At 73.1% G+C, this 23,078-nt stretch carries 21 protein-coding genes and 1 pseudogene; 11 read left to right on the top strand and 11 right to left on the bottom strand.

Annotated elements, in window-relative coordinates; translation table 11 throughout:
* Nucleotides 1-102: 102 nt before the first annotated feature.
* Complete coding sequence (locus tag ACQP2Y_RS17565) at nucleotides 103-1,104, bottom strand: LacI family DNA-binding transcriptional regulator (RefSeq protein ID WP_433729484.1); 1,002 nt, start codon at nucleotides 1,102-1,104, stop codon at nucleotides 103-105.
* Nucleotides 1,105-1,338: 234 nt separating this feature from the next.
* On the opposite strand from ACQP2Y_RS17565, the gene ACQP2Y_RS17560 reads away from it, so the two are divergent.
* Nucleotides 1,339-2,319: a DUF808 domain-containing protein gene (locus ACQP2Y_RS17560; protein ID WP_433729482.1), complete on the top strand. Its 981-nt coding sequence runs from the start codon at nucleotides 1,339-1,341 to the stop codon at nucleotides 2,317-2,319.
* 49 nt (nucleotides 2,320-2,368) lie between these two features.
* Here ACQP2Y_RS17560 and ACQP2Y_RS17555 read toward each other — a convergent pair whose 3' ends face one another.
* On the bottom strand, nucleotides 2,369-2,839 hold the full coding sequence (locus tag ACQP2Y_RS17555) for a YybH family protein (RefSeq protein WP_433729480.1): 471 nt from the start codon (nucleotides 2,837-2,839) through the stop codon (nucleotides 2,369-2,371).
* 107 nt (nucleotides 2,840-2,946) lie between these two features.
* On the opposite strand from ACQP2Y_RS17555, the gene ACQP2Y_RS17550 reads away from it, so the two are divergent.
* A complete protein-coding gene (locus ACQP2Y_RS17550; RefSeq protein ID WP_433729479.1) occupies nucleotides 2,947-3,597 on the top strand; it encodes a TetR/AcrR family transcriptional regulator in 651 nt (216 codons plus the stop codon).
* 18 nt (nucleotides 3,598-3,615) lie between these two features.
* On the opposite strand, the gene ACQP2Y_RS17545 is transcribed toward ACQP2Y_RS17550, so the two are convergent.
* Entirely contained in the window at nucleotides 3,616-4,737 is a 1,122-nt protein-coding gene (locus ACQP2Y_RS17545; protein ID WP_433729477.1) for an ATP-binding protein, read from the bottom strand.
* Here ACQP2Y_RS17545 and ACQP2Y_RS17540 point away from each other — a divergent pair.
* Nucleotides 4,699-4,995 (top strand): hypothetical protein, encoded by a 297-nt coding sequence (locus ACQP2Y_RS17540; protein ID WP_433729475.1) that lies wholly within the window; start codon nucleotides 4,699-4,701, stop codon nucleotides 4,993-4,995. The genes ACQP2Y_RS17545 and ACQP2Y_RS17540 overlap by 39 nt on opposite strands.
* 198 nt (nucleotides 4,996-5,193) lie before the next feature.
* Here the strand turns inward: ACQP2Y_RS17540 and ACQP2Y_RS17535 are convergent, their stop codons facing one another.
* Together ACQP2Y_RS17535 and ACQP2Y_RS17530 are read right to left on the bottom strand one after the other, a co-directional pair.
* The gene (locus ACQP2Y_RS17535) at nucleotides 5,194-5,883 is read right to left on the bottom strand and encodes a response regulator (protein ID WP_433729473.1); all 690 of its coding nucleotides are present in this window, start codon (nucleotides 5,881-5,883) and stop codon (nucleotides 5,194-5,196) included.
* Nucleotides 5,880-7,088 (bottom strand): sensor histidine kinase, encoded by a 1,209-nt coding sequence (locus ACQP2Y_RS17530; protein WP_433729471.1) that lies wholly within the window; start codon nucleotides 7,086-7,088, stop codon nucleotides 5,880-5,882. The genes ACQP2Y_RS17535 and ACQP2Y_RS17530 overlap by 4 nt, the downstream gene beginning before the upstream one ends.
* A 194-nt stretch (nucleotides 7,089-7,282) precedes the next feature.
* On the opposite strand from ACQP2Y_RS17530, the gene ACQP2Y_RS17525 reads away from it, so the two are divergent.
* The 3 genes from ACQP2Y_RS17525 to ACQP2Y_RS17515 all read left to right on the top strand — a co-directional run bounded on the left by ACQP2Y_RS17525 (nucleotide 7,283) and on the right by ACQP2Y_RS17515 (nucleotide 9,992).
* A complete protein-coding gene (locus ACQP2Y_RS17525) occupies nucleotides 7,283-7,600 on the top strand; it encodes a hypothetical protein (protein ID WP_433729469.1) in 318 nt (105 codons plus the stop codon).
* A gap of 140 nt (nucleotides 7,601-7,740) precedes the next feature.
* Nucleotides 7,741-8,499 carry a hypothetical protein gene (locus ACQP2Y_RS17520; RefSeq protein ID WP_433729467.1) on the top strand — a complete coding sequence of 253 codons (759 nt, stop codon included), beginning with the start codon at nucleotides 7,741-7,743 and terminating at the stop codon, nucleotides 8,497-8,499.
* Between the two features lie 464 nt (nucleotides 8,500-8,963).
* Nucleotides 8,964-9,992 carry a glycoside hydrolase family 11 protein gene (locus ACQP2Y_RS17515; protein ID WP_433729465.1) on the top strand — a complete coding sequence of 343 codons (1,029 nt, stop codon included), beginning with the start codon at nucleotides 8,964-8,966 and terminating at the stop codon, nucleotides 9,990-9,992.
* Between the two features lie 66 nt (nucleotides 9,993-10,058).
* On the opposite strand, the gene ACQP2Y_RS17510 is transcribed toward ACQP2Y_RS17515, so the two are convergent.
* Nucleotides 10,059-10,793, bottom strand: a complete 735-nt coding sequence (locus ACQP2Y_RS17510; RefSeq protein ID WP_433729463.1) for an SDR family oxidoreductase — start codon at nucleotides 10,791-10,793, stop codon at nucleotides 10,059-10,061.
* 100 nt (nucleotides 10,794-10,893) lie between these two features.
* Here ACQP2Y_RS17510 and ACQP2Y_RS17505 point away from each other — a divergent pair, with 100 nt between their 5' ends.
* Nucleotides 10,894-11,733: a LysR family transcriptional regulator gene (locus ACQP2Y_RS17505; RefSeq protein WP_433731983.1), complete on the top strand. Its 840-nt coding sequence runs from the start codon at nucleotides 10,894-10,896 to the stop codon at nucleotides 11,731-11,733.
* 419 nt (nucleotides 11,734-12,152) lie between these two features.
* On the opposite strand, the pseudogene ACQP2Y_RS17500 reads toward ACQP2Y_RS17505, so the two are convergent.
* A pseudogene (locus tag ACQP2Y_RS17500) lies at nucleotides 12,153-12,422 on the bottom strand (alpha/beta hydrolase family esterase); the annotation flags it as partial.
* A gap of 287 nt (nucleotides 12,423-12,709) precedes the next feature.
* Between ACQP2Y_RS17500 and ACQP2Y_RS17495 the strand changes: the two are divergent.
* Nucleotides 12,710-13,678, top strand: coding sequence for an ArsR family transcriptional regulator (locus tag ACQP2Y_RS17495; RefSeq protein WP_433729461.1), 969 nt, complete (start codon nucleotides 12,710-12,712; stop codon nucleotides 13,676-13,678).
* 2 nt (nucleotides 13,679-13,680) lie between these two features.
* Here the strand turns inward: ACQP2Y_RS17495 and ACQP2Y_RS17490 are convergent, their stop codons facing one another.
* Nucleotides 13,681-14,562 carry an SDR family oxidoreductase gene (locus ACQP2Y_RS17490; RefSeq protein ID WP_433729459.1) on the bottom strand — a complete coding sequence of 294 codons (882 nt, stop codon included), beginning with the start codon at nucleotides 14,560-14,562 and terminating at the stop codon, nucleotides 13,681-13,683.
* 84 nt (nucleotides 14,563-14,646) lie between these two features.
* Between ACQP2Y_RS17490 and ACQP2Y_RS17485 the strand changes: the two genes are divergently transcribed.
* The 3 genes from ACQP2Y_RS17485 to ACQP2Y_RS17475 all read left to right on the top strand — a co-directional run bounded on the left by ACQP2Y_RS17485 (nucleotide 14,647) and on the right by ACQP2Y_RS17475 (nucleotide 17,061).
* Entirely contained in the window at nucleotides 14,647-15,216 is a 570-nt protein-coding gene (locus ACQP2Y_RS17485) for a TetR/AcrR family transcriptional regulator (protein ID WP_433729457.1), read from the top strand.
* On the top strand, nucleotides 15,216-15,989 hold the full coding sequence (locus ACQP2Y_RS17480) for a class I SAM-dependent methyltransferase (RefSeq protein WP_433729455.1): 774 nt from the start codon (nucleotides 15,216-15,218) through the stop codon (nucleotides 15,987-15,989). The genes ACQP2Y_RS17485 and ACQP2Y_RS17480 overlap by 1 nt, the downstream gene beginning before the upstream one ends.
* 103 nt (nucleotides 15,990-16,092) lie before the next feature.
* Complete coding sequence (locus ACQP2Y_RS17475; protein WP_433729453.1) at nucleotides 16,093-17,061, top strand: hypothetical protein; 969 nt, start codon at nucleotides 16,093-16,095, stop codon at nucleotides 17,059-17,061.
* Between the two features lie 2 nt (nucleotides 17,062-17,063).
* Here ACQP2Y_RS17475 and ACQP2Y_RS17470 read toward each other — a convergent pair whose 3' ends face one another.
* From ACQP2Y_RS17470 to ACQP2Y_RS17460, 3 genes are all read right to left on the bottom strand, one after another.
* Entirely contained in the window at nucleotides 17,064-19,565 is a 2,502-nt protein-coding gene (locus ACQP2Y_RS17470; RefSeq protein WP_433729451.1) for a hypothetical protein, read from the bottom strand.
* A 76-nt stretch (nucleotides 19,566-19,641) separates the two neighbouring features.
* Nucleotides 19,642-21,111: a hypothetical protein gene (locus ACQP2Y_RS17465; RefSeq protein WP_433729449.1), complete on the bottom strand. Its 1,470-nt coding sequence runs from the start codon at nucleotides 21,109-21,111 to the stop codon at nucleotides 19,642-19,644.
* On the bottom strand, nucleotides 21,108-23,048 hold the full coding sequence (locus ACQP2Y_RS17460; RefSeq protein ID WP_433729447.1) for a dynamin family protein: 1,941 nt from the start codon (nucleotides 23,046-23,048) through the stop codon (nucleotides 21,108-21,110). The genes ACQP2Y_RS17465 and ACQP2Y_RS17460 overlap by 4 nt, the downstream gene beginning before the upstream one ends.
* Nucleotides 23,049-23,078 lie beyond the last annotated feature (30 nt).

Here is a 23,078-nt window from a genome sequence, read left to right as displayed (position 1 = left end):
CGGGGCTTGCGTAACGGATACGAAACATCGTTACAGGCGTCCGTGTCAATGAGTGCCCCGTCAGCCCTGCGGAGAGCGTGTAACAAGCGCCAGCTTGTTACATCAGCGGGGCGGAGCCGCGGTGGAGCCCCGGACCACCAGATCGGTGGCGAGCTCGACGTGCCGGGCGTCCAGATCGTGCCGCTGGATCATCCGGATCAACATGGTCACGGCCATCCGGCCCAGCTCGGCCAGCGGCTGGCGCACGGTGGTGAGCATGGGATCCGTGGCCTGGCTGACCGTCGTGTCGTCGAACCCCGCGATGGACAGCTCGTCCGGGACCCGCAGGCCCCGTTCGCGCGCGGCCCGCAGCGCCCCGACCGCGATCTTGTCGTTGAAGCCGACCACCGCGGTCGGGCGTTCCGGCTGGTCGAGCAGGGCGCAGGCGGCGTCGTAACCCTGCTCGACGGTGGGCTCGTCGACGAAGCGGAGCAGGTCGGGCGACGGGAGGATGCCGACGTCGGCGAGGGCGGCCACGTACCCGGTCATCCGGGCGTCGGTGACCAGCCAGTCCCGCGGGCCGGCGACGATGCCGATCCGCCGGTGTCCCAGCTTGACCAGGTGGGACATCACGTTGCGGGCGCCGGTCGTGTGGGCCGCGGACACCGCGACGATGTCGCGGGGCGGCGGCGTGCGCGGGTCCAGCACGACGAAGGCGAACCCGCGGTCGCGCAGCCTTTCCAGCTCGGGTCCCGACTCGGGCGGCAGGATCAGGATCCCGCCGCCGACGCCCTGGCGGCCGGGCAGGACGGACAACACGCCGCTGCCCCGCGCCGCCTTGCCGGCGTTGAGAATGGCGGTCATGCCGTGCAATTCCACGGTTTCCACGACCGACGACACCATCGGCCCGAAATACTCGTCGAGAAGGTACGGGCAGCGAATGTAGATCGCCCCCAGATCGGCGCGGAGCCGCTGCCCCTGCCCGCCCAGCCGGCCCACGGCCTCGAGCACGACCTCACGGGTGTGCGGTGCGACATTGGCCTGGCCGTTGAGCACCCGCGACACCGTGGCGATCGAAAGTCCGGTGTCGGCGGCCACCTCCCGCACCGTTGCATGCTGTCGCAAGAAGAAACCTTTTCACCGGCTGTCCCAGACCCGCCGATGATAGCGCTTACCAGCGCCGGGGAATGGGCCGCCGCCGATGAGTGTGCCCGGTCGGCGCGCCCCAGCCGGGACGGGCGTCGCACCCCCGGCCGGGCCGGCCGGCGCACCCCGCCGGGGCGGGCGGCGCGCCCCGGGCCGCGGCGTGGGCGAGAATGTTCGGGCACGCTTGATGCTCAGCTTCGGAAGGAACCTCTCTTGGCCGGTGGACTCGTAGCCCTGCTGGACGACGTGGCGGTACTGGCCCGCGCCGCCGCCGCGTCCATCGATGACGTCGGGGCGGCCGCCGCGAAGGCCGGCGCCAAGGCCGCGGGCGTCGTCATCGACGACGCCGCCGTCACGCCGCAGTACGTGCGGAGCCTGGCGGCCGAGCGTGAGCTGCCGATCATCAAGCGCATCGCCCTGGGCTCCCTGCGCAACAAGTTCCTGATCATCCTGCCCGCGGTGCTGCTGCTCAGCCAGTTCGTGCCGTGGTTGCTCACCCCGATCCTCATGCTCGGCGGCGCGTACCTGTGTTACGAGGGCGCCGAGAAGGTCTGGGCCAAGATCGCCCATCACGAGGCCCACGGCGCGGGCGACGAGGCCGCCCCGGACGAGAAGACCCTGGTGTCCGGGGCGGTGCGCACCGACCTGATCCTGTCGGCGGAGATCATGGTGATCACCCTCAACGAGGTGATCGACGAGCCGTTCTGGTCCCGCCTGGCGATCCTGGCCGTCGTCGCGGTCGTGATGACCGTCCTGGTGTACGGCGCAGTGGCCCTGATCGTGAAGATGGACGACGCCGGGCTGCGCCTGTCGGAACGGTCCGGAGCCCTCGCGACGTTCGGCCGTGGCCTGGTGCGGGCGATGCCCCTGGTGCTGACCGGCCTGACCGTGCTCGGCACCGCGGCGATGCTGTGGGTCGGCGGGCACATCCTGCTGGTGGGCACGGACGAGCTCGGCCTGCACTGGCTGTACGAGGCCGTGCACCACGTGGAGGAGGCCGCCCACGACGCCGCGGGTGTGCTGGGCGGACTCGTCGGCTGGCTCGTCAACACGGTGTTCAGCGCGATCCTCGGCCTGATCGTCGGCGCGCTGATCGTGGCGATCATGACCTTCACGGTCCACCGCCGCAAGGCCGGGACCGAAGCGGAGGCCGAGACCGGGGCCGAGGCTGAAGCGGGCACCGACCAGCACTGACGTCGCTCAGCCCCCGCGACCGCCGAGCTGTCCGGCTCGGCGGTCGCGCTCATTTCCGTACGCCGTCACCGGCCTCCCACAGCGGCAGGCGGAACGTGGCGTAGGTGAACTTGCCGGTGATGCGCCCGCCGGCGTCGAAGTGGAAGACGTCGAGGCCGTGCCACTGCACCCGGCCGCCGTAGCGGGCGCGGGCGAACCAGCGCAGCATCGGCATGGCCCGCCGCCCGTGCACACCGGTGAGATCCAGCCGGCACACCCACCGGATCGTGGCCCGGCGCCGCGGCTCGTCGATCACCCGGTCGTAGACGTCGAAGGTCATCGCGCCGAAACGTCCCGCGAACTGCGGGGCGAACTCCGCGCGGATGGCGGCGAGGCCGCGGCGCTCAGGCTTCTTGCCGGGCAGGTAGGTGGCGTCCTCGGCGAAGAACGACATGACCAGGTCCAGGTCGGGGTCGGGGTCATTGAAGGCGGCCACGAACGCGTCGATGGTCTGGGCGAGGTCCGCACCGGCGGTGGTCACGAAATGCTCCGATCAGGTTGGTCGATGGATCAGTGCGCGACGCTAACAGAACACCGTCTCCTTAACAAGAGAACGCCGTTCTCATAGTTCTCGGTTAGATTCCTGGCATGCAGGCGCCATTTCAGCGGGCCCGGCGCCCGGACCAGAAGGACCAGCGGCGGGAGGCGATCCTGGGCACCGCCGCCGAGCTGGCGCGACAGTCGGGGGTCGCCTGGGTCAGCCTCGGCGACATCGCCACGGCGGTCGGGCTGGCCAAGTCCAATGTGCTGCGCTATTTCGGGACCCGCGAGGAGATCTACCTGCGGCTCACGATGCAGGAAGGCTCGGACTGGGCGGCCGCCGCGAGCGCGGCGCTGCAGGGAGCGGAGGGCGCCACCGCTGCGGCAGCGGCGCTGGCAGACGCGTACGCCGACCGGCCGCTGTACTGCGACTTGACGACGCACGCGGAGACGATGCTGGAACACAACGTGACCGTGGCGGTCCTGCGGGAGTACAAGTTGTGGGCCATCGACACGTACATGCAGGTCGGCCGGCTTGTCGCCGGCGCGTGCCCGCCGATGGCCCCCACCGACGGGGCCGCCCTGGTCATGGCCGCCAGCGCCTTCGTCGCCAAGCTGTTCCCGCTCACCCGGCCCCCGCAGGCCCTGCGCGAGCTCTACGAACGCGAGCCCGAGATCGGCGCCGTGTTCCCACCTTTCCGGCCCACCCTCACCCGCATGGTCGCCGCCACCGCCGCAGGACTGACGGGGGCAGGCTGACCACGGCGGCCGGCGCCGTCAACCGTGGAGCACCTGTCCGGCTTTCTCGATGATGGCGGCGGCCGTGAAGGGTTTCTCGATGAGGTCGACGTCGGCGTCCAGTCTGCCCCGGGCGGCCAGCACCGGTTGGGCGTAGCCGGACATGAAGAGCACCTTGATGCCGGGCCGGTCGCGACGGATCCTGGCGGCCGCCTCCTTGCCGAGCATCCCGGGCATGACGACATCGCTGACGAGCAGATGGATCTCCTCGGGATGAGCGGCCGAGACGGCCACCGCGTCCCGGCCGTCGACGGCGGTGAGCACCCGGTAGCCGCTTCTGGTGAAGATGCGTTCGGTCACCGCGCGGAGCGCCTCCTGGTCCTCGACGATGAGGACGGTCTCACCCGCAGGGGTGTGCCGACGGGCCGGAGATTCCGGAACGGTCGTGCTGACCTGGTCGGTGACGGGGACGATGATCGTGAACGTGGTGCCTGTCCCCGGGTGGGACCGTACGGAGACGGTAGCCCCGGCCTGCGTCACGATGCCGTAGACAGTGGACAGTCCCAGACCGGTGCCGTCAGTTTTGGTGGTGTAGAAGGGCTCGAAGACGTGAGCGAGCACCTCCGGCGTCATGCCGGTGCCGGTGTCCCGGACCCGGAGACGGACATGGCGGCCGCCGGGCGGGTGCGCGTCGGCCAGGGAGCCGGCGTCCACGGTGATGTTCGCGGTGTCGATGCTCAGCGTGCCTCCGCCGGCCATCGCGTCCCGGGCGTTGACCGCCAGGTTCACGAGAATCTGACGGAACTGGCCGGCGTCGGCCAGGATCGGCCAGAGGTCCGGGGCCGGATCGACGGACAGGGCGACATCCTCGCCGATGGTGCCGGCGAGGAGTCGCTCCAGGTCCCGTACGACGTCGTTGAGGTCGAGGACAGTGGGCTGGATGATCTCGCGGCGGCCGAAGGCGAGGAGCTGATGCGTCAGGGCGGTGGCCCGTTCGGCGGCGCGTTGGATCTGTGCGACGTCGCGGCCGGTGGCCTCCCGATCCGGGACCGGTCCGGCGGCGAGCTCCTCGGCGACGAATGCGGCGTAGTTGAGGATCACCGCGAGCAGATTGTTGAACTCGTGCGCGACGCCGCCGGCGAGTTGCCCGAGGACCTCCATGCGCTGACTCTGATGAGCTTGGGCCTGCCGGCGATCCCGATCGCTCACGGCGCGCGTGAGCTCGCTGTCCATGCGGGCCTCGAACCGGTCATGGGCGTCCTGGACCCGCACCAGCTCGTTCTCGCGTTCGATTTCCATGCGGGCCTCGAACCGGTCCCGGGCGTCCTGGACGTGAACTTGTTCCGTCGCTCGATCGGCTCGCATCCGGGCCTGGAACGAAACCCCTCCGGGCCGGACCTCGTCGTCGTCCGGGGTTGAGCCCGGCCGTGGAGTTGCTCGCGATCCTCTGGACATGCCAAGCCACCACCAGGACCGCCGAGCTGTAGGCCCCCCTGGCACAACGGCCGATGCCCGAGACGTCGCGGATGCGAGAGACAAGACGCTCTCGAGTCAACGATACGCCTAAATCGCAGCAATACCGGCATCTTGCGGCGGACGGCGACGATCAGGCCGGCCTCAGCGGGCCGGTGGCATCTCGCCGGGGCGGACCAGGCCGCTCTGGTACGCGATCACCACGAGCTGCGCCCGGTCCCGGACCCCCAGCTTGGTCATGGCCCGGTTCACGTGGGTCTTGGCCGTCAGCGGTGACACGTACAGCCGTTCGGCGATGTCGTCGTTGGACAGCCCGGCCGCCACCAGGGCCAGGGTTTCCCGTTCGCGGTCGGTCAGGCTGTCGAGAGCGGCCGGTGCCGGCAGTGGCATCGGCTCGGGGGTGTCGAGGAACCGGGCGATCAGGCTCTGGGTGGCCTTCGGTGACAGCAGCGCCTCGCCGCCCGCGACGACGCGGATGGCGTCCAGCAGGTCGGCCCGCTGGACGCTCTTGCTGAGGAACCCGCTGGCCCCCGCGCGCAGGGCCCGGAGCACGTTCTCGTCGATCTCGAACGTGGTCAGGATCAGCACCCGCACCCCGGCCAGGTCCTCGTCCGCGGTGATCATCCGGGTGGCCTCGATGCCGTCCAGGTCCGGCATCCGGATGTCCATCAGCACCACGTCGGCGCGGGCGCTGCGGGCCAGCGCGACCGCCTGCCGCCCGTTGGTGGCCTCGCCGACCACCTCCAGGTCGGGTGCGGAGTCGATGAGCACCCGGAACCCGGCCCGGATCAGCGTCTGGTCGTCGGCCAGGAGCACCCGGATCTGGTTGGTCACGTCGATACCTCCTGGCTGACGGGTGCGGGCAGGAACGCCCGCACGAGAAACCGGCCGCCCGGGCCCGGACCGGCGTCCAGTGTCCCGCCGACCGACGCCGCCCGCTCCCGCATGCCGGTCAGTCCGTGCCCGGTCCGCGGTTCCGGGCCGGCGGCCGGGCCGCGCCCGACCCGGTTCTCCACCTCGATGGCCAGACCACCCGGGGTGTACCTGAGCCGGAGGTGGGCGGCCGGGCCGCCGCCGTGCTTGCGCACGTTGGTCAAGGACTCCTGCACGATCCGGTACGCGGCCAGGTCGACCGCCGAGGGCAGCGGCCGCGCCTCGCCCTCCTGCTGATGCGCGACCCGCAGCCCGGCCGCGGCGACGGAGTCGAGCAGTCCGCCGAGCCGATCGACGCCGGGGGCCGGTTCGGTGGAGGGTTCCGGGTCGTCGGCGCGGCGCAGCACGGTCAGCACGCTGGAGAGTTCGTCGAGCACGGTGCGCACCGACTGCCGTACGTGGGACAGGGCCTCCTCGGCCTGGTCCGGCTCCTGCCGCAGCAGGTGCGTGGCCACCTCGGACTGCACGCCGATCAGGGCGATGTGGTGCGCCACGATGTCGTGCAGTTCCCGGGCGATCCGCAGCCGCTCCTCCGCCACTCGCCGGCGGGCCTCCTCGTCGCGGGTCCGCTCGGCGCGTACCGCCCGTTCCTCGACCGCCGCCACGTACGCCCGCCGGGTCCGGACCGCATCGCCGACGGCGACCGCCATTCCCATCCAGCCCAGGTCCTCCAGGCTTTCCGAGGAGTCCCAGCCCTGCCCGTTGAACGCCACCGCGGCCAGGTAGACGACCGCTGCCGCGGTGACGCCGGCGATCCAGGCGACGGTCCGGCGGGTGCGCGAGGCGACCGTGTACGCGCAGATCACCGTCACCGCGGTGAGCACGTAGATCTCGCCGCCGGCGGCCACCGCCCAGGCCGACCCGGCGGCCGCGACGGCCAGCGCGGGCACCGGCGACCGGCGCCGCACGGCGATCAGCAGAGCCGCTGCCACGGCCACCAGCAGGTCCAGCAGTCTCAGGTCCCGGCCGGGAATGCCCCGCGGTCCCTCCAGCACCGACAGCAGCGACAAGGCCCCGACGAGCGCCCCCAGCAGCGCGTCCATCGCCTGCGGGTGGCGCGCCGCGGCAGCCCGGGCGCGCGGCAGCCGGGTGGACAACAGGGCCATGCCGGTCACCGTACGGGACGACGATCACCCTCACGTCCTCCACGCGTGGTACCGCCGATCGCGCCCCGGCTACCACCACGGTGGTAGCCCGGCGAGGTCAGAAGCGATCCACGAAAGACTGACGCGGCCGCCGCGCGGGGCGACACGTAGGCGTTTCGCCGTCCCGGGCGGGGCCGGAACCGTACCTTGTGATCATGGCGACGGAGGCGACCCGCGATGCGCGGCCCTCGTTGCCGGCGCTGCTGGCCCTGCTGCTCGCCCTGATCGCCGGGCTGTCGGCACCGCCGCTCGCCGCCGGGCCCAGCGGGCCCGCGACGACCGTGTCCGCCGAGGTGACCCGGCACTGCGACACCACGGTCGAGGTTGCCGCCGCTGCGACGACCGAGCTGCCGCCCGTACCGGTGGCAGTGCTGCTCTGTGATCTTCCCGCCGCCGGCCGCGAGCGCGTTCTGCGCCCGCAGCTGGTGGTCGCGGCCCGCGCCGCGCGCGCACCGCCCGCCGCGTCCGTCTGACGATCCGCCGGGCGGGCATCGGTCCGCTCCCGGTCGTCCTGCGTCGCGTCTCGAGCCGGGCGTTCCCACCTCCCCCGGCTACGGGCGGGACGGCGCTGCCGTTTCATCGACTCCGTATCTATCGAGGGACTTCTCTGACCATGAACGTGGTAGCGGACATGCTGTTGACCGAGCCGGCCCCGCTGGCGATCTGGGTGACCCTGCTGCTGGCGGCCACCCTGTCGGTGCTGGCCCTGGCCGGCGTCGACGGCGTACCGGATCCGCATCTGGTGCTGATGGACGCCGTGCCGGGGGTGCGCCGCCTGCGGGCGCGGCGGGCCCGGCGCCGGGAGGACGCCGCGCACGCCGTGCGGTATGCCGACGAGCTCGTCGTGGCGACCGGGCGGGCCGCCCGGGTGGCCGACCTGTGGCGCGAGCACGCCGAGCAGAGCGCACAGCGCGCCGACACGGCGTGGCAGGCCTGGCAGGACGCCGAGCAGCGGCTGGTGGCCATGCGGGCCGCGTCCGCCTACCCGATGCCGGACGCCGGTACCCCGGCCGAGCACGCCGAGCGTGAGCGCTTCCTGCACCGGGCGATCGGTGCGGCCGTCGACCGCGGGGACCTGCCCGTCGAGGCGCTCACCGGGGACGGCGGCTGGGATCCGTCACTGCACCCGGTCGACCAGGAGCGGGCGGTGCAGCAGGCCACGGTGGCCCATCGGCGCGCGCTGTACCAGCGGGCGGTCATGGCGGAGAAGGCCGTCCGGCACGACGCCCGGCTGGCCGTCGCCACCCGCGACAGCCTGCGCCAGGAGGCCGCCGTCGCGGTCGCCCGGGCCGGCGCCGTGCGGCACCTGGCGCCGGGTCTGCGGCCCGGCCCGGTGTCGCGTCCCCGGCGGGCCGTGCTCATCCCGGCCTGACCCGACCGCGTGCCGGCCCTGCAGAAGGCCGGGATCTCGCCCACCGGGCTGTCCGTGCCTCTTGTCATCCGGAAGGTCGCCGGATCTTTCGCCGGTCGATGTCCGGATCCCTGATCTCCGCGCGGGGAGCATCCCGGTGACCGCCCCCGCCACCGCTCGCCGGGGTGGGAGCGCTGGCCAGCAGAACGCTTCACCTGCGGAAAGTCCGCCGGCCCGGTCGAGTTTCCGGAATGTTTCGGAAAAGTTTTGACAAGCGATGGACCCGGCCCCTACCGTCGCCATCGACGGGGCTGAATGACCGTCGATGCCATCCATCGCGACCCGCTCCCGGTCGTGCAGGACGACCGGTCCCACCGCGCGGAACGACGCCGATGCCCGGCGGCCATCCACCCGGCCGCCGGCAGACCGCCGGCCCTCACCGCGCCGCTGGCCCCCGCCAGCCGTCACGAGGAGGAAGCACCTACATGACCGACATCCCCATCCAGCCGAGGAGACGCCGCTTGCGGATCCTCCTCGGCACCGCGTGTACGGCGGTGCTGGCCGTCGCCGGCACGGTCGTCGCCGCCCCGAGCGCGCACGCCGAGGCCGACCGGACGGTCAGCTCCAACACCACCGGCACGCACAACGGCTACTACTTCTCGTTCTGGAAGGACAGTGGCAACGCCAGCATGACGCTGCGCGAGAACGGCCGGTACTCCAGCAGCTGGGACCGCAGCACCAACAACTGGGTCGGCGGCAAGGGCTGGGCCACCGGCTCCCGCCGCACGGTCACCTACTCCGGCTCGTACAACCCGGGCAACAACAACACCTATCTCGCCCTGTACGGCTGGACGCGCAACCCGCTCATCGAGTACTACATCGTCGAGAACTTCGGCAGCTACAACCCGAGCAGCGGCGCCACCCGGATGGGCACCGTCACCTCCGACGGCGGCACGTACGACATCCTGCGCAGCCAGCGGGTCAACCAGCCCTCGATCGACGGCACCCAGACGTTCTACCAGTTCTGGAGCGTCCGGCAGTCGAAGCGCAGCAGCGGCACCATCACGATCGGCAACCACTTCGACGCGTGGGCGCGGGCCGGCCTGAACCTCGGCACGAACCACGCCTATCAGATCATGGCGACCGAGGGCTACCAGAGCGCCGGCAGCTCCGACATCACCGTCAGCGAGGGCGGCGGCTCCAACCCCGGCAACCCGGGCACGACCACCCCGCCGCCCGGCAACCCGGGCAGCAACTGCACCGCGACGATCTCGGCCGGCGAGAAGTTCGGTGACCGCTTCAACCTCAACGTTGCGGTCAGCAACGCGAGCAACTGGGTCGTCACGCTCAACCTGAACGGCGGCCAGAGCATCCAGAACAGCTGGAACGCCGCGGTCACCGGCACCAGCGGAACCGTCACCGCCAGACCGAACGGCAGTGGCAACAACTTCGGGGTGACGATCATGGCCAACGGCAACTGGACGTGGCCGACGATCGGCTGCCGTACCGGCTGACGTCCGTCCCTCTCCTTTCACCGCACTCGTGGCGCGGCGGCATCGGCCGCCGCGCCACTTGCGTCATCACCAGGGCACGACGCCGTCGTCGTTGAAGAACGATCCGGTCGGACCGCCGTCGGGCAGCGTGGCCAGCCGGATCGGGGTTGCCGAAGCTTCACTCACGGGCCGCCCGAAGAAGCCGGTGAAGTCGGTGGCGACCAGGCCCGGGCAGGCGGCGTTGATGAGGATTCCGGTGCCCTCGAACTGCCGGGCGTAGTGCACGGTGACGGCGTTGAGATACGACTTCGTCGGCGAGTAGGCGGCCATGACCGGGCCGACGTCGACGGCCGGATCCGCCTGCCAGGTCAGCGATCCGACGCTGCTGGAGATGTTGACGATGCGCGGCGACGGTGCCCGCCGCAGCAGCGGCAGCAGAGCGTTGGTCACCCGGATCACGCCGTACACGTTGGTGTCCACGACCTCGCGGACGACGTCGAGGTCGAGGGTCGTCGGATCCTGCACCCAGCCCGGCCCGGTCTCACCCGAGATGCCGGCGTTGTTGACGAGCACGTCGAGCCGTCCGGCCTCACGAGCGATCAGCTCCACGGCCTCGGTGACGCTGCGGTCATCGGTGACGTCCAGCGGAACGGCGAAGGCGTCGACGCCGGCGGCCTGCAACGACTTCACCGCCGCCTGACCCCGGGCCTGGTCGCGGGCGCCCACCGCCACGCGGTGGCCGCGGGCGCCCAGGCCCGCGGCGATCTCGTACCCGAGTCCCTTGTTCGCGCCGGTCACCAGCGCGGTCTTCTTGTCGCTCATGAGCCGATGCTGACTCGGCGGCGGGGCCGGTGCTTACACCGTTGCGGTGCGCTGTCATACCGCACGGGTATCACCGCAGTATCGTTGCGCGGTGGACACGCTGGAGACCCGCGAGCTCAGGTACTTCGTCACCGTCGCCGAGGAACTGCACTTCAGCCGGGCCGCCGAGCGCCTCGGCATCGCCCAGCCGCCACTGTCCCGGGCCATCCAGCAGCTCGAACGCCGCCTCGGGGTCACGCTGCTGGACCGTAACCGCCGGGGCGTCACGCTCACCGGCGCGGGCCAGGTGCTGCTCGACGAGGCCCGCGCCATCCTCGACAGCGCCGAGGCGGCCGCCCGCCGCACCCGCCGGGCCGCCACGGCCACGAACCGCCTGACGCTGGCGACCAAGGCCGGGGCCAACCACGAGTTGCTGCGCAAGCTGCTGGACGCGTACGCCGCGGAACCGGGGGCGGCCGAGATCGACGTGGTGCTGTGCGGCATGGGCGACCAGGCGCGGATGTTGCGCGACGGCCGGGCCGACGTGGCGTTCATGCAGCGGCCGTTCGACTCCCTGGCCGGCTTCGACACCGAGGACGTGCTGACCGAGCAGCAGATCGCCGTCGTGCCCGCGGCCCATCCGCTCGCCGCGCGGCCGTCCCTGCTTATGGCCGACCTCAGCGACGTGCCCGGTCTGCTGGTCGCCCGCTGGCCCCGTCAGGACGGCACGTACGAGGACGGCCCGGGCCCCGAGATCCACGACCTGTCGCAGCTGGCCCAGCTGATCGCCCTGGGTCACACCATGGCCGTCATCTGTGCCTCCGCCCGGACGTGGCTGTGGGGCGCGCACGCCGCCATCCCGCTGACCGACTCGTCCCCCGTCACCACGGTGCTGGCCTGGCCCGCGCACAGCCGCTCCCGGGCCGTGGCGGGGCTCGTCCGCACGGCGACCCGGCTGTGACGGCAGCCGTCACCCGCTGAGGCGGGGTGGGCGGCGAAGAAGTCCCAGAGGATGTCGGTGGCCACGATCGGTGCGTCGGGCAGGGCCAGTTGCCCCTGCTTCGCTCCGGGCCAGGAATGTCCCATGTCCGTGACGACGTACACGTCGACCTCACTGCCGTCGGCGCACTGGGCGCCGGACCGTTGCACCGTCTTCTCGCCGCTCGGCGGCGTCTTGACCGGCTCGCACCGCAGCCGCTCGCGCCACTTCTTCAGCCCGGCCTGGAAGATGTCGTAATACTGGTCCTGGGCGCCGATGACGGTGACAACCGAGACCGGCTTCGTCGGCGCGTAGGTGGCAGCCTCCACCCGGGGGCCGCCGAAGCCGCCGCTCACCGCCCCGATCGCGGCGAACACCCCGCTCGCCTCGACCGCGAGCCGGAAGCTCATGTCGGCGCCGTTGGAGATGCCGGTGGCGTACACCCGGCCGGGGTCCACCCGCCAGTCGCTGATGAGCCGTTCGGTCAGCGCCCGCAGGAAGGCGACGTCGTCCTCGGCGCCGCAGCAGACCAAGGCGTTGAATCCGCCGCCGACCCCGTCCGGATACGCGACCAGGAAGCCGTGCTCGTCGGCCTTGGCGTCCATCGCGATCATGTCCCGCAGCGCCGTGCCGGAGCCCGGATAGAAGTGCAGGGCAACGACCAGCGGCACCGGCTTGTCGGCCCGGTAACCCGGCGGAGCGTGCAGCAGATAGGTGCGTTCCTGGCCACCGACGTCGAGCGTGAGCTTGTGGTCGCCCGCCGTGGGCCGCTGCACGGGCGAAGCCGCCGGTTCCTTGCCACATCCGGCCAGCAGCAGCCCGCACACCACACCGATCAGAACCGTACGCCGCACCGATTGCCCCCGTCCTCGCCCGACCGCCACGCCAGCAGGGTCGGTCAAGCGTTCAGGCCGGTCAACGGTTTCGGCCGGTGCCGAAAGGCTGGCAAGCTGTCCGGATGTTGCGCCTGTGGCTGAGGCCCGCGGACCTCACGCAGATCCGGTTCGCCGACCGGCTGCATCCGGCCGGCACCGTGCTGCTGGCCAGCCAGGCCCTGCGGCAGCAACCCGTGGCCGCCTCCCTGCCGGCCCTCGCGCGCCGGGTCGCTACGGCGGCGCCGGTGCTGCAGCCGCTGCACCATCTGCTGCCGTCCCAGGGATTCGTGCCGGACTTCATGACCCCGTGGGAGGGGCTGGGATCCATCGAGGAGGGGCTGGACGCGATCCGCTCGACGCCGGTGAAACGGGTCCGGGCGGAGGTGTCGGCCGCGTACGCCGACGTGGCGGTCAGCGCCGCCCGCCGCCGGTTCGCCGCCGCCGACCCCCAGGTGCTGGACACGCTGGTCACCGCCATGCGCTCGTACTTCCATCAGGTGCTGGCCCCGGACTGGCCGGCCCTGCAGCGCACCCACCGCCGGTTCGTCGGCGAGGCCGCGAGCCGCTACGCGCTCCGCGGGGCCGACGGCGTTCTCACGGGCCTGCACGGGGCGATCCGGTGGCGGGCGCCGGTGCTGGAGGTCGACACCTGGCAGGACGGTGAGGTGCGGCTCGGCGGGCACGGGCTGCTGCTGGTGCCGTCACCGTTCGCCGGCCCGCGCCCGCGGGTGCTGGTCGCACCGGACCGGCCCGCTCTGATCGTCTATCCCGTCGAGCCACCGGCCGAGCTGGACAGCCGACCGGCCGGCTCGGCGGCCCTGGCCGGACTGTTCGGCCGGACCCGCAGTGTGGTGCTGATCCAGGCCGCCCGGCCCGGCCGGCACACCACGTCGACGATCGCCCGGCAGGCCGGGATCAGCGTGTCGTCATCCTCGGAGCACCTGTCCGCGCTTCGGGCCGCCGGGCTGGTCTCCAGCCGTCGCGAGGGCGGTGCGATCGTGCACCGGGCCACGGCCCTGGGCCGCGACCTGGTGAGCCAGCACGACGAATGACGTCAGGGCCGGAGGTTCTCCAGGTCCTCCAGCAGGCTCGGGTGCGTCGGCTTCCAGCCCAGCGCCTCCCGGGTGTGGGCGCTGGACGAGGGCTGGTCGGTGGCGAAGATCGCGCCGAGCGGCCCGTAGGTCTCCGCCGGCACCGCCTGGACCGGCAGGCCCAGCCGCCGGCCGATGACGCCGGCGATGTCGCGCACCGCATCGCCCTCGTCGGCCACCGCGTGCCAGGCGGTCCCGGCCGGCGCCTCCTCCAGAGCCAGGCGGAAGAGGACCGCGGCGTCGAGCGCGTGCACGGCCGGCCAGCGCTGCGTGCCGTCCCCCGGATAGCCGGAGACCCCGGTCTGCCGGGCAATGTCGGTCAGCAGACCGGCGAACCCGCCTTTGCCCTCGTTGTGGACCGTGCGTGGCAAGCGGATCGCCGTGCTGCGGACCCCACGCGAGGCCAGGTCCAGGACCGCCAGGACGCCGCGGCTGCGACCGCCGACCAGCCCATCGGTGGAGAGCGGATCGGCCTCGGTGGAGGGCCGGCCCTCGGCGTACGGGGTGCCCGAGACGGTGACGAACGGGCGGTCGCTGCCGGCCAGTTCCTCGCCCAGGGCCGCGACGGCGGCGTTCTCCTCGGCGACCGCCCGCGCGACGGCCTCGGCGGAGCTGAAGTCGTGGCTGAACGCCAGATGGATCACCCCGTCGGCCTGCGCGGCGCCGGCCCGCAGGACGTCGAGGTCGGCGAGCCCTCCCCGCAGCGTCTCGGCGCCGGCTGCCCCGGCGGCCGCCGCGGAGGCGTCCGAACGGGCGAGCGCCAGCACGGTGTGGCCGTGGGTGAGCAATTCGGTGACGACGGCCGACCCGATGAGGCCGGTGCCACCGGTGATGAAGACGCGCATGGAACTCTCCCTGAGTGATGGGACTCTTATCCCATGACCCTACCAGAGTGATGGGACACAAGTCCCATCGCCTATGATGGGCCCATGGCCCGATGGGAACCAGGCGCGCGCGAACGACTCGTCATGGCTGCCGTCGACCTGTTCACCGAGCAGGGCTACGACGCCACGACGGTCGCCCAGATCGCCGAGCGCGCCGGGGTCACCAAGAGCACCTTCTTCCGGCACTTCCCGGACAAGCGCGAGCTCCTGGTGGCCGGCCAGGAAACGCTGAGCCGGCTCCTGGCCGAGGGCATCGCCGAAGCACCGGCCGGCGCGAGCCCGCTGGACGCCATCGCCGCCGGCCTCGAGCGCGCCTCGAGCGCCCTGGGCCCGGCCAACCGCGAGCTCGGCCCCCGCCTGAAAGCAGCCGTCGCCGCCAGCACCGAGCTGCAGGAGCGGGACGCCCTCAAGAGCGTCAGCCTGGCGGCCGCCATGACGACGGCCCTCATCGCCCGTGGAGTGCCCGACCCGACCGCAGCGCTCGCGGGCGAGCTGGGCGTGCTGGCCTTCAAACGGGGATACGCCGAGTGGTCCGAGGGCGACCAGGACGATCTCGCGCCGTACACCTTGGCGGCCCTGAAGGAGCTGCGGGCCGCGAGCGCGGCGCTGAGCTGATGGACTCCGACCAGCTCTCCTCATCCTTCGGCTCGGCAGCACCCGCGTACGCCGAGCACCGGCCGGATTATGCGCAGGAAGCGGTCCGCTGGGCGCTCGACCTCGCGCCCGGGCGGCGGGTGCTCGACCTGGGGGCCGGGACCGGCAAGCTCACCGGCACGCTGGCCGCGGTGGGCGCCGACGTCACCGCGGTGGAGCCGGACCCGGCGATGCTGGCCGAGCTTCGCCTCGCCGCGCCGGAGGTGCGTGCCATGTCCGGGAGCGCGGAGAAGATCCCGCTGGCGGACGCTTCCATGGATGCTGTGCTGGCCGGCAACGCCATGCACTGGTTCGACATGGCTGTTGCGGGACCGGAGATCGCCCGCGTCCTCGCCCCGGGCGGGGTCCTCGCCGGGCTGTGGAACGTGCTGGACGACAGCGTCGACTGGGTCGCCGGGCTGGCCCGGGTCAGCGGGAGCGCGGTCATCGGCCCGCGGGACACCCCTGCTGCCTGGCGTGCCGAGACGGGCCAGGCCCACCTGCCGAGGACCGGCGGGGCCGCCGCCCGGTTCGGGTCGCCGGAGCAGGAGGGTTTCCCGCACGCGCAGCGGCGCACCGCCGACTCTCTGGTGGCGACGCTGGCCACCCGGGCCGGGCTGCTCACCATGCCGGAGCGGGAGCGGGCGGCCACGCTCGGCCGGATCCGCGCCTTCCTCGCCGGTCGGCCCGAGACGGCGGAGGGCGAGTTCACGCTGCCGATGCTGACCTGCGTGATGCGCGTGCGGCGGCTCTGACCGGCCCCTTGCTCACCGGCGGGCCAGCGGCGGCTGGTCCTGCGTGCTGGAGCGGCGCCGCGGCGGGGCATCGTCGGTCTCGGCCGGCCCCCATACTGGACCGGTGATCGACATCGTCACCTTCGGCCCCGGCGAGCCACCCCGGCGGCCGTCCCGCCGGCTGCTCGTGGCTGGTGTCGTCGTGCTGGCGGCCCTCGCAGCCGGGACCGTAGCGATCGTCCTCGACCACCGTCGCGCACCGGTCCCACCCGCGGCATCCGGCCGGGTGCCGCCGACCGCCGGCCCGTCCTGCCCGGCACCGAACCGCGCCCCGGTCGTCGTGCCGGTCGCGCTGATCGTCGGCTGCGCCCGCGGCGGCGCAAGCCTGGACCGCCGAGACCCCACGGCGAACAAAGGGCTATGGACCGTCGTCGTCCGCCGCTCCGACGGCTCACTCGGCCGGCACGGCGCCGTGGTCACCTTCCCGGTCGCCGCACCCCCCACGGGCGCCAGCTCAGTCAAGGTCGGGGGCAAGGCCGGTAAGGCCGGCCCGGACTCGGTGACCTGGCCGGTCGGGGGTGCATGGGCCCGCATCCGGGGCGACCTGCCCGAGCCCGCCCTGATCACCATCGCGGCCCGCACCAGCGTCGCCAAAAGCCGGCCGGTCATCAAGGAGCCGCCGGCGGATTACACGGTGGCCGGCGGTGGCCCGTACCGGCCGCCCGCCATCCATGAGATCCGCTACGGCAGCGCCACGCTGGGCGAGCAGGCCGCGCTCGGCGGTGGCCTGGCCTACACCGGGGTCGTTCGCGGCGGCGGGTTCGAGGACCAGTTGTACGCGGCCCACGCCACCGCCGCCGGGCAGGTCGGTGACCGCCCGGCCGTGGTGTCGCCGGTCTTCGGTGGCAACGCTTCCCTGGCCTGGGAGCCGGCGCCGGGCGTGGTGGCGTACGTCGGCTACAGCGGATCGTCGCTGACCGACGGTGCCGTTGCCGCGCTCCTGCGGCTGGCTCAGCGTTCGCAGCCGGTCGACGACGGGCAGTGGCGGGCGACGAGTCCGCAAGCGGTGGAGCAGAGCAACGAGCCGGGCTGAGGTCAGCGCAGCTTCACCTCCAGGGTGTGCCGTCCGCCCGTACCCGCGGGGACCAGCACCTCGGTGCCGCGGGCGGTGCTGCGCTGCTGGTGTGCCGTGGGCTTGCCGTCCAGCCGTACCCCCGTCACCGACGCACCGGCCGGCAGGACCACGCCGATGGTGAGCTTCGCCCGCAGCGCCGCCCGGACCGAGACGGTGAGGGTGCCGGCGGTCTGGGTCGCGGTCACGTCGAGTGAGCCGCGGCCGAGCCGGATGTCGTGTCCGGCGATGCGGTCCTGGCCGGGCGGCAGCGCCGGCACCACCGACAGCCGGCCGCGGCCGACGTCCGGGTCGACGCCGAGCTGCTGGTGCACCACCGGCCAGAGCACCCCGTACGCGCCCCACGCCTGCAGCACGCTGGAGCGGCTCAGGAAGTCCCGCTCGATGTTGGCCACGAAGTCCGGTGACGGCGCCACCTCCGGCATCGCGCCGGGCATCTCCCAGACCGACGGGTCGAGCTGGATGCGGGCGTTGCCGGTGGTGTAGCGGCGTTGCGGGCCGAGCCGGCCGTAGTTGCCCTCGGCGACGGCCATCACGGCAGTGTTGAGGGAGAACGTGGCCCGTTCGGCGGGTACGCCGGACACCACGCTGTCGCAGGACGGGCCGGTGTTGCCACCCGGTGCGCTGGTCGGGCCGCTGCCGGTATGGAACAGGCCGAGCTCGCCGGTGTAACAGTCCCGTTCCCGCTGGGCCAGCGCGGCGTGGGCGTGGCCGGTGGCGGCGAGCGGCCCGGCGGGTGACTCGGCCTCCATCGGGGTCAGGCCGGTCCAGTGCCGCTGGAACACCTTGCCGTTGCCGGGATCGCTGAGCGAGTCGGCGTACGCGTCGGCGTCCCCGCCGTACCACCAGGCCGGCTCGAAGGCCCGCTCGCGCCGCTGAGCCTGGGTGGTCGCCCAGCTCGCGGTGGCCCGGTCGCCGCGCGCGCTCGCCAGGTCGGCCAGGTCGCGCAGCCCGCGGATGGTGTAGACCGCCACGTCGAGCTTCTCCGCTCCCATGCCGGGCCGCTCCACGTTGCCCGAGCCCTCGGGCCAGCCGTCGGCGTCGGCGTCCAGCGCGATCACGTGCCGCATTGCTCGCACGGCGAAGTCGTACATCTCGTCGCGGAACGCGTCGTCGCCGGTCCACCGCCAGATCAGCGCCACCGTGCTGGGGAACTTGGCGCTCTCGTCGGTGTTGCCTGGATCGTCGTTGGCGCCGAAGTACACCTGGCCGTCCGGGGTGACCTCGTGCACCACCTTGCCGGACCGGCCGTTGACGATCTCGCTGATGTCGCGCAGCGCCCGCAGGTGCGCCTTGATCGGCTCGAACTGCCCGGCCGCCACCGACGCGAACGCGGTGTACTCGGCGTCGGTGGCGAAGATCCACGGGTAGTCCGGCCAGCCCGCACCGACCCACCGGGCGACCTCGACGGTGCCGGCCGGCGGCGGGTACTGGGTGCCTTCCTGGCTGGCGAACACCCGCAGGGCGTGTGCCTCCTGCACGGAGTCGGCGAGGTTCTGCTTGGACCACTCCACGCTGCGCTGCAACAGCCGGTCGCCGGGCAGGTCGACCCGGCTACGCGCGGCGACGCGGGCGCGGTCGGCCTGCTTGCTGGACAGCGCCTGGGCCGGGGCCCGCAGCGCGCGTTGCGACTCGGCGGTGGCCGCCGCGACACCGTCGTCCGAGCCGGCCACCGTGAACCAGACCGTACGCCCGGTGCGCGGCACATCGAGCGTGTAGGTGAGCCGGCCGCCGGTGCCCCGGCCGTACGGGCCGTCGTCGCAGCGTGCCGGCGCCGGATCGGCCTCCGGGCACACCACGGCGGGCTCCTGCGGGCCACGATGGCCGGGGCCGAGCTCATGGCTGTCCGGGGTGAGGGAGCTGCCGACCACGGCGGCGTAGTCGTGCGGGCGCTCACCCGTGGCCGTCTCCCGGAAGACCAGGTTGCGCCCGTCGAAGCCACCGGTGTCGCTCAGGTTGACCGCCTGCGCGCCCGGCGTCGTCCAGCCCCACGGGTACGCGGGAAGCAACTCCGAATGTGCGTCCACCGCCAGCGTGATCCGGCGCGCGGGCCCGCTGAACGTCAATCCGACCAGCGCGGCCCGGCCGCCGTCCGGCAGCACGTCGGTACGCCGGATCCGCGAACCGCCGGGACCGGCCAGCTCCATCTGGACGAAGCCGGCGCCGCTGGTGAACCGGGTCGCGCTCAGCCACTGCCCGTCGACGGCGAACCACAGGCCGTCGAGCAGCTTGATCGGCGGGCTCCAGAAGCCGCCCATCTCGCCGCGGATGTGCCAGCCCGTCGCCGGGTAGCTGCCGTCCTCGGCCCCGACCTCGTAGGCGCGGTCGCCGGTCGCCACGTACCGCCGGTCGGCCAGGCGGCGCTGCTCCGAGAGCCCGGCGCCGGACGGCTCGGCGGCCGCCGGCGGCGCGACGGCGACCACCATGACGAGCAGGGAGAACACGACGAGGTGGATGCGGCGCATGGGGGCCTCCCGGCGGATCGACACTGATCGCTGGTCCCACGGTGTCCCCGGGCGCTCAAGAGCGCAAGTGCACGGATCAGGCGTAGGCGGCCGGGCCGGCCGGTGCCGCGATGGTGTCCAGGCCGGCCAGGATCATGTCGCAGCTGCGCAGCACCACCTCCGCCGCCCGGCGCTGGGCCGGGACGAGGTCGCGGCCGTGCGCCTGCTCCCGCCAGCGGTCGGCGGCGGCGTGCGCCTCGCTCCAGGTGTCCTCGGCCGTCGCCTCCGGGGACATGCCCAGCCGCTCCCCCAGGCTGGTGCCCGAGCCGCCGAGCAGCCGCCGGGCGTCGACCGCGTACTCGCGGGGCAGGTTGACCCGGCCTGCGCGCAGCGCCGCGAGCAGGCGCAACTCGCGGAACTCGTGCGCGTCGGCGAGCAGCAGCTCCAGCTCGGCCAGCAGGTGGACGGCCGGCGGCACCGGCTGGGTGCGCAGCAGGCGGTCCAGGATGGTCAGCGCCGAGCGGGCCCGCAGCGCGACCCGGCGGGCCGTGAAGAGCTCGGCGATCGAGGCCTGCAGGTCCTTGAGGCCGCTGTGCTCCTGCAGCCGTTCGCCGAGCACGGCCGCGTGGTCGCAGCCGGTCCGGACCAGGGTGATCGCCAGCCGGATGCCGCCGAGGCCGAAGCGCTGCAGCAACTGGGCCCGCTGCTGGGCGGCGACCGGCCGCAGCGCGTCGGCGGCGGTGAACCGGTCCGTGGAGAGCAGATGCGCCTCGGAATCGGCCCGCGGCAGGGCGGCCATCGTGGCGATCGCCCGGAACTCGTCGTCACGCAGGGTGCGGGCGGCTGCCGCGATCAGCGGCGAGACGGCGAGCACGTCCTGGCACAGCGCGCCGACCCGGGGCTCGCGGCGGCGGCGCCGGGCCGCCTGCTTGGCGGTCAGCAGGGCGTCGGTGCGGCCACCGCCGGTGGCGTCGGCCCGGGACAGCACGATCATGGTGTGCACCGGGAACACCGAGGGGCCGCGGATGCCCCGCGCCGCCTGCAGGGCCTGCAGGTCGGCCTCGCCCAGTTGGGGCGTCACGTAGAGGACCGCGTCGGCGGTCTGCTGGACCTGCGGCAGCGGCAGGTGGGTGTCGATCAGCTCGGTGCGGCGCAGGACCCGGCTCGGCCATTCCACGACGGCGCGGCGCGCCCCGTCGGGGCGCCCGGCGTGCCGGCCGTCCGGGACCAGCCGCAGGCCGTGGGCGGTGCGGACCGCCGGGATCTCGTACGGCGTCCCGCGCTCGTCCTGCCACCAGGCCCGCGGCTGGGTGCCGTCCCGATAGGTGACGCTGGCGAGCTGCTCACCGGGCAGCTCGACCGGGGTCAGACCCTCCCCGATCAGCGCACTGACCAGAGTGGAGACGCCGGAGCGGGCCGGTCCGGTCACGGCCAGCCGCAACGGGTCGGCCAGCCGGTCGAGGGTGGAGCGCAGCATTGCGGCGGCCGGCTGATTGCCCCGGTAGACGTGCGCCGCCTCGTTCAGCAGCCGGTAGGTGCGCTGCTCGAACTCCTCCTCGTTGATCATCCGCGGCCGCCCAGCGCCCGGGCCTGGGAGTGCAACTGGACGAGCACGGCCAGCTCCTGCTGGAGCCGCCGGGCGTGCTGCTCCCGGGCGGCGACGTCCTGATCGGCCGCCGCCTTGGCGTTGCGCAGCGACTCCATGACGATCTCCTGCAGATCCTCGGTGACCGCGGTGAAGTGGTCACGCAGGGCGCGCTGGGCCCGGCGTACGGTGTCACGCGCTTCCTTGTTGAGGCCCACGAATATGTCGTCGACGTGCCGCTGGACCGCGTTGCGGGCCTCTACCTGCCGCTTCTTGAGCAGCGACTTGCTCTCGTCGCGGATCGTCTTGCCACCGAAGAGCGCGCCGCCACCGATCGAGATCGGGTTGATCAGCGACATCCCGGCCAGGCTGGTGGCCAGGCCGAACATGATCACACCCCCGTAGGAGCCGCGGAGGCCGATGAACAGCTTCTGGCCGGGGGTGAACTTGGCCACCGGCGGCGCGTCCAGGCCCGGCACCCCGTCGGTCCGCTCCTCGGCCGAGACCAGCGCGGACGGCGGGAGCACCTCGCCGGCCTCGGGCGGGAACTGGTCGGCGACCCGGCGGGCCATCCACTCGATCCGCTCGGCCAGCCACGTCATGCTGGTCCCGGTCAGGTCGGCCAGGGACTGCCGCAGCCAGGGCTCGAACTCGTCCCAGGCCTTGGCGGGGTCGGCGGTGGCGAAGAACTCGTCCGACTCGGTCAGCACCGCCCGGGTGCGTTCGCGCAGGTCGTGCTCGATGTCCGACATCAGGTCGCCGACCTCGTCGGAGAGCGCGTTCTGCCAGCGGACAGCGCACTTGCGCAGGTCGTCGAGGCGGCGCTGGGTGGTGTGCAGGCGGGCCACCGCGTCCGGCAGGCCCGCGTTCTGCTGGGCCGCCAGCTCGTCGCGCAGCGGGCCGGCCAGCTCCTCCAGGGCGATCCGGCCCAGCCGGCTGACCGTGTCGCGGGCCAGCCGGTCGGGCTTGGCCGCCACCATCTGTTGCAGGTGGACGATGAGGTCGGTGAAGCCGGACTCGTTGTTGAGCGCAGCGTCGCCGGCCTGCAACGCGTGCAGCCGCAGAGTGGCGGAGACGGCGGTGGTGGCCGCCGGCACCCCGGCCCGGGCCAGCCGGGTGCGGCTGTCGGCGAGGTTGCGCCGCCAGTCGATCGCGTAGTCGGTCTTGGTGAAGACCACCAGCAGGCCGGGGAAGAACCGGGCCAGGTCCTGCAGCACGGCCAGGTCCGCGTCGGTCAGCTCGCGGCCCGCCTCGCAGGCGTAGAGCACCAGGTCGGCGCCGGCGCTGGTGGCCAGGTCACTGGCGGTGCGCACCGCCCGGTCGGCCGAAGCGGGCAGGCCGGGCAGCGGCGGGGTGTCGATCAGCACCAGGCCGCCGGCCAGCAGCGAGCGGGGCACCGCGATGTCGGCGTGCACCGGGGTGCCGGCCGGGAACCGGGCCGCCGCCTCGGCGATCGCGCTGTCGAGGGCCTCCAGGCCCAGCGGGACCCGGTCCTGCAGGCCGACCTCGGCCGTCCACTCGGCGCTCGGCGAGCCCCGGCGGATCAGCTGCGCGGCCGGTGACTCGGCGTGATGGACCACGGCCGGCACGGTGGTGCCGCCCGCGGTGTCGACCGCGCACACCCGGGCGTTGATCAGAGCGTTGATAAGCTGGCTCTTGCCCTGGTGGGCGGCCCCGACGACCAGCACCCGCAACTCCGGCCGCAGCAGCTGCGCGCGCCGGCGGGACAGCCACTCGGCGACCTCGGACCGGCCGTGCGTGGCGCACGTACGGATCGTGGAGTCGAGGACGTCGAGCCACCACAGGGCCCCGGCCGCCCGCAGCGGATCCGGTTCGGCCGCACGGGCCGGGACCGGGCTCTGCGGGACGAGGGAGGCCGGACCCGCATAGGCCGTGGGTCCGGCCTCCCATCGCGTCATTCGCTCCCGCCCAATTCGTGTCCGCCCAGT

It is taken from the genome of Actinoplanes sp. CA-051413, assembly GCF_050955795.1.
GTDB lineage: Bacteria > Actinomycetota > Actinomycetes > Mycobacteriales > Micromonosporaceae > Actinoplanes.
This window is presented reverse-complemented; position numbering and strand designations above follow the sequence as displayed.

Coding starts and splice junctions, on each gene's coding strand:
- ACQP2Y_RS17515 (WP_433729465.1), top strand. CDS start 8,964: ATGACCGACATCCCCATCCAGCCGAGGAGACGCCGCTTGCGGATCCTC.
- ACQP2Y_RS17510 (WP_433729463.1), bottom strand. CDS start 10,793: ATGAGCGACAAGAAGACCGCGCTGGTGACCGGCGCGAACAAGGGACTC.
- ACQP2Y_RS17470 (WP_433729451.1), bottom strand. CDS start 19,565: ATGCGCCGCATCCACCTCGTCGTGTTCTCCCTGCTCGTCATGGTGGTC.
- ACQP2Y_RS17485 (WP_433729457.1), top strand. CDS start 14,647: ATGGCCCGATGGGAACCAGGCGCGCGCGAACGACTCGTCATGGCTGCC.
- ACQP2Y_RS17545 (WP_433729477.1), bottom strand. CDS start 4,737: ATGGAGGTCCTCGGGCAACTCGCCGGCGGCGTCGCGCACGAGTTCAAC.
- ACQP2Y_RS17550 (WP_433729479.1), top strand. CDS start 2,947: ATGCAGGCGCCATTTCAGCGGGCCCGGCGCCCGGACCAGAAGGACCAG.
- ACQP2Y_RS17480 (WP_433729455.1), top strand. CDS start 15,216: ATGGACTCCGACCAGCTCTCCTCATCCTTCGGCTCGGCAGCACCCGCG.
- ACQP2Y_RS17465 (WP_433729449.1), bottom strand. CDS start 21,111: ATGATCAACGAGGAGGAGTTCGAGCAGCGCACCTACCGGCTGCTGAAC.
- ACQP2Y_RS17520 (WP_433729467.1), top strand. CDS start 7,741: ATGAACGTGGTAGCGGACATGCTGTTGACCGAGCCGGCCCCGCTGGCG.
- ACQP2Y_RS17490 (WP_433729459.1), bottom strand. CDS start 14,562: ATGCGCGTCTTCATCACCGGTGGCACCGGCCTCATCGGGTCGGCCGTC.
- ACQP2Y_RS17460 (WP_433729447.1), bottom strand. CDS start 23,048: ATGACGCGATGGGAGGCCGGACCCACGGCCTATGCGGGTCCGGCCTCC.
- ACQP2Y_RS17525 (WP_433729469.1), top strand. CDS start 7,283: ATGGCGACGGAGGCGACCCGCGATGCGCGGCCCTCGTTGCCGGCGCTG.
- ACQP2Y_RS17495 (WP_433729461.1), top strand. CDS start 12,710: ATGTTGCGCCTGTGGCTGAGGCCCGCGGACCTCACGCAGATCCGGTTC.
- ACQP2Y_RS17530 (WP_433729471.1), bottom strand. CDS start 7,088: ATGGCCCTGTTGTCCACCCGGCTGCCGCGCGCCCGGGCTGCCGCGGCG.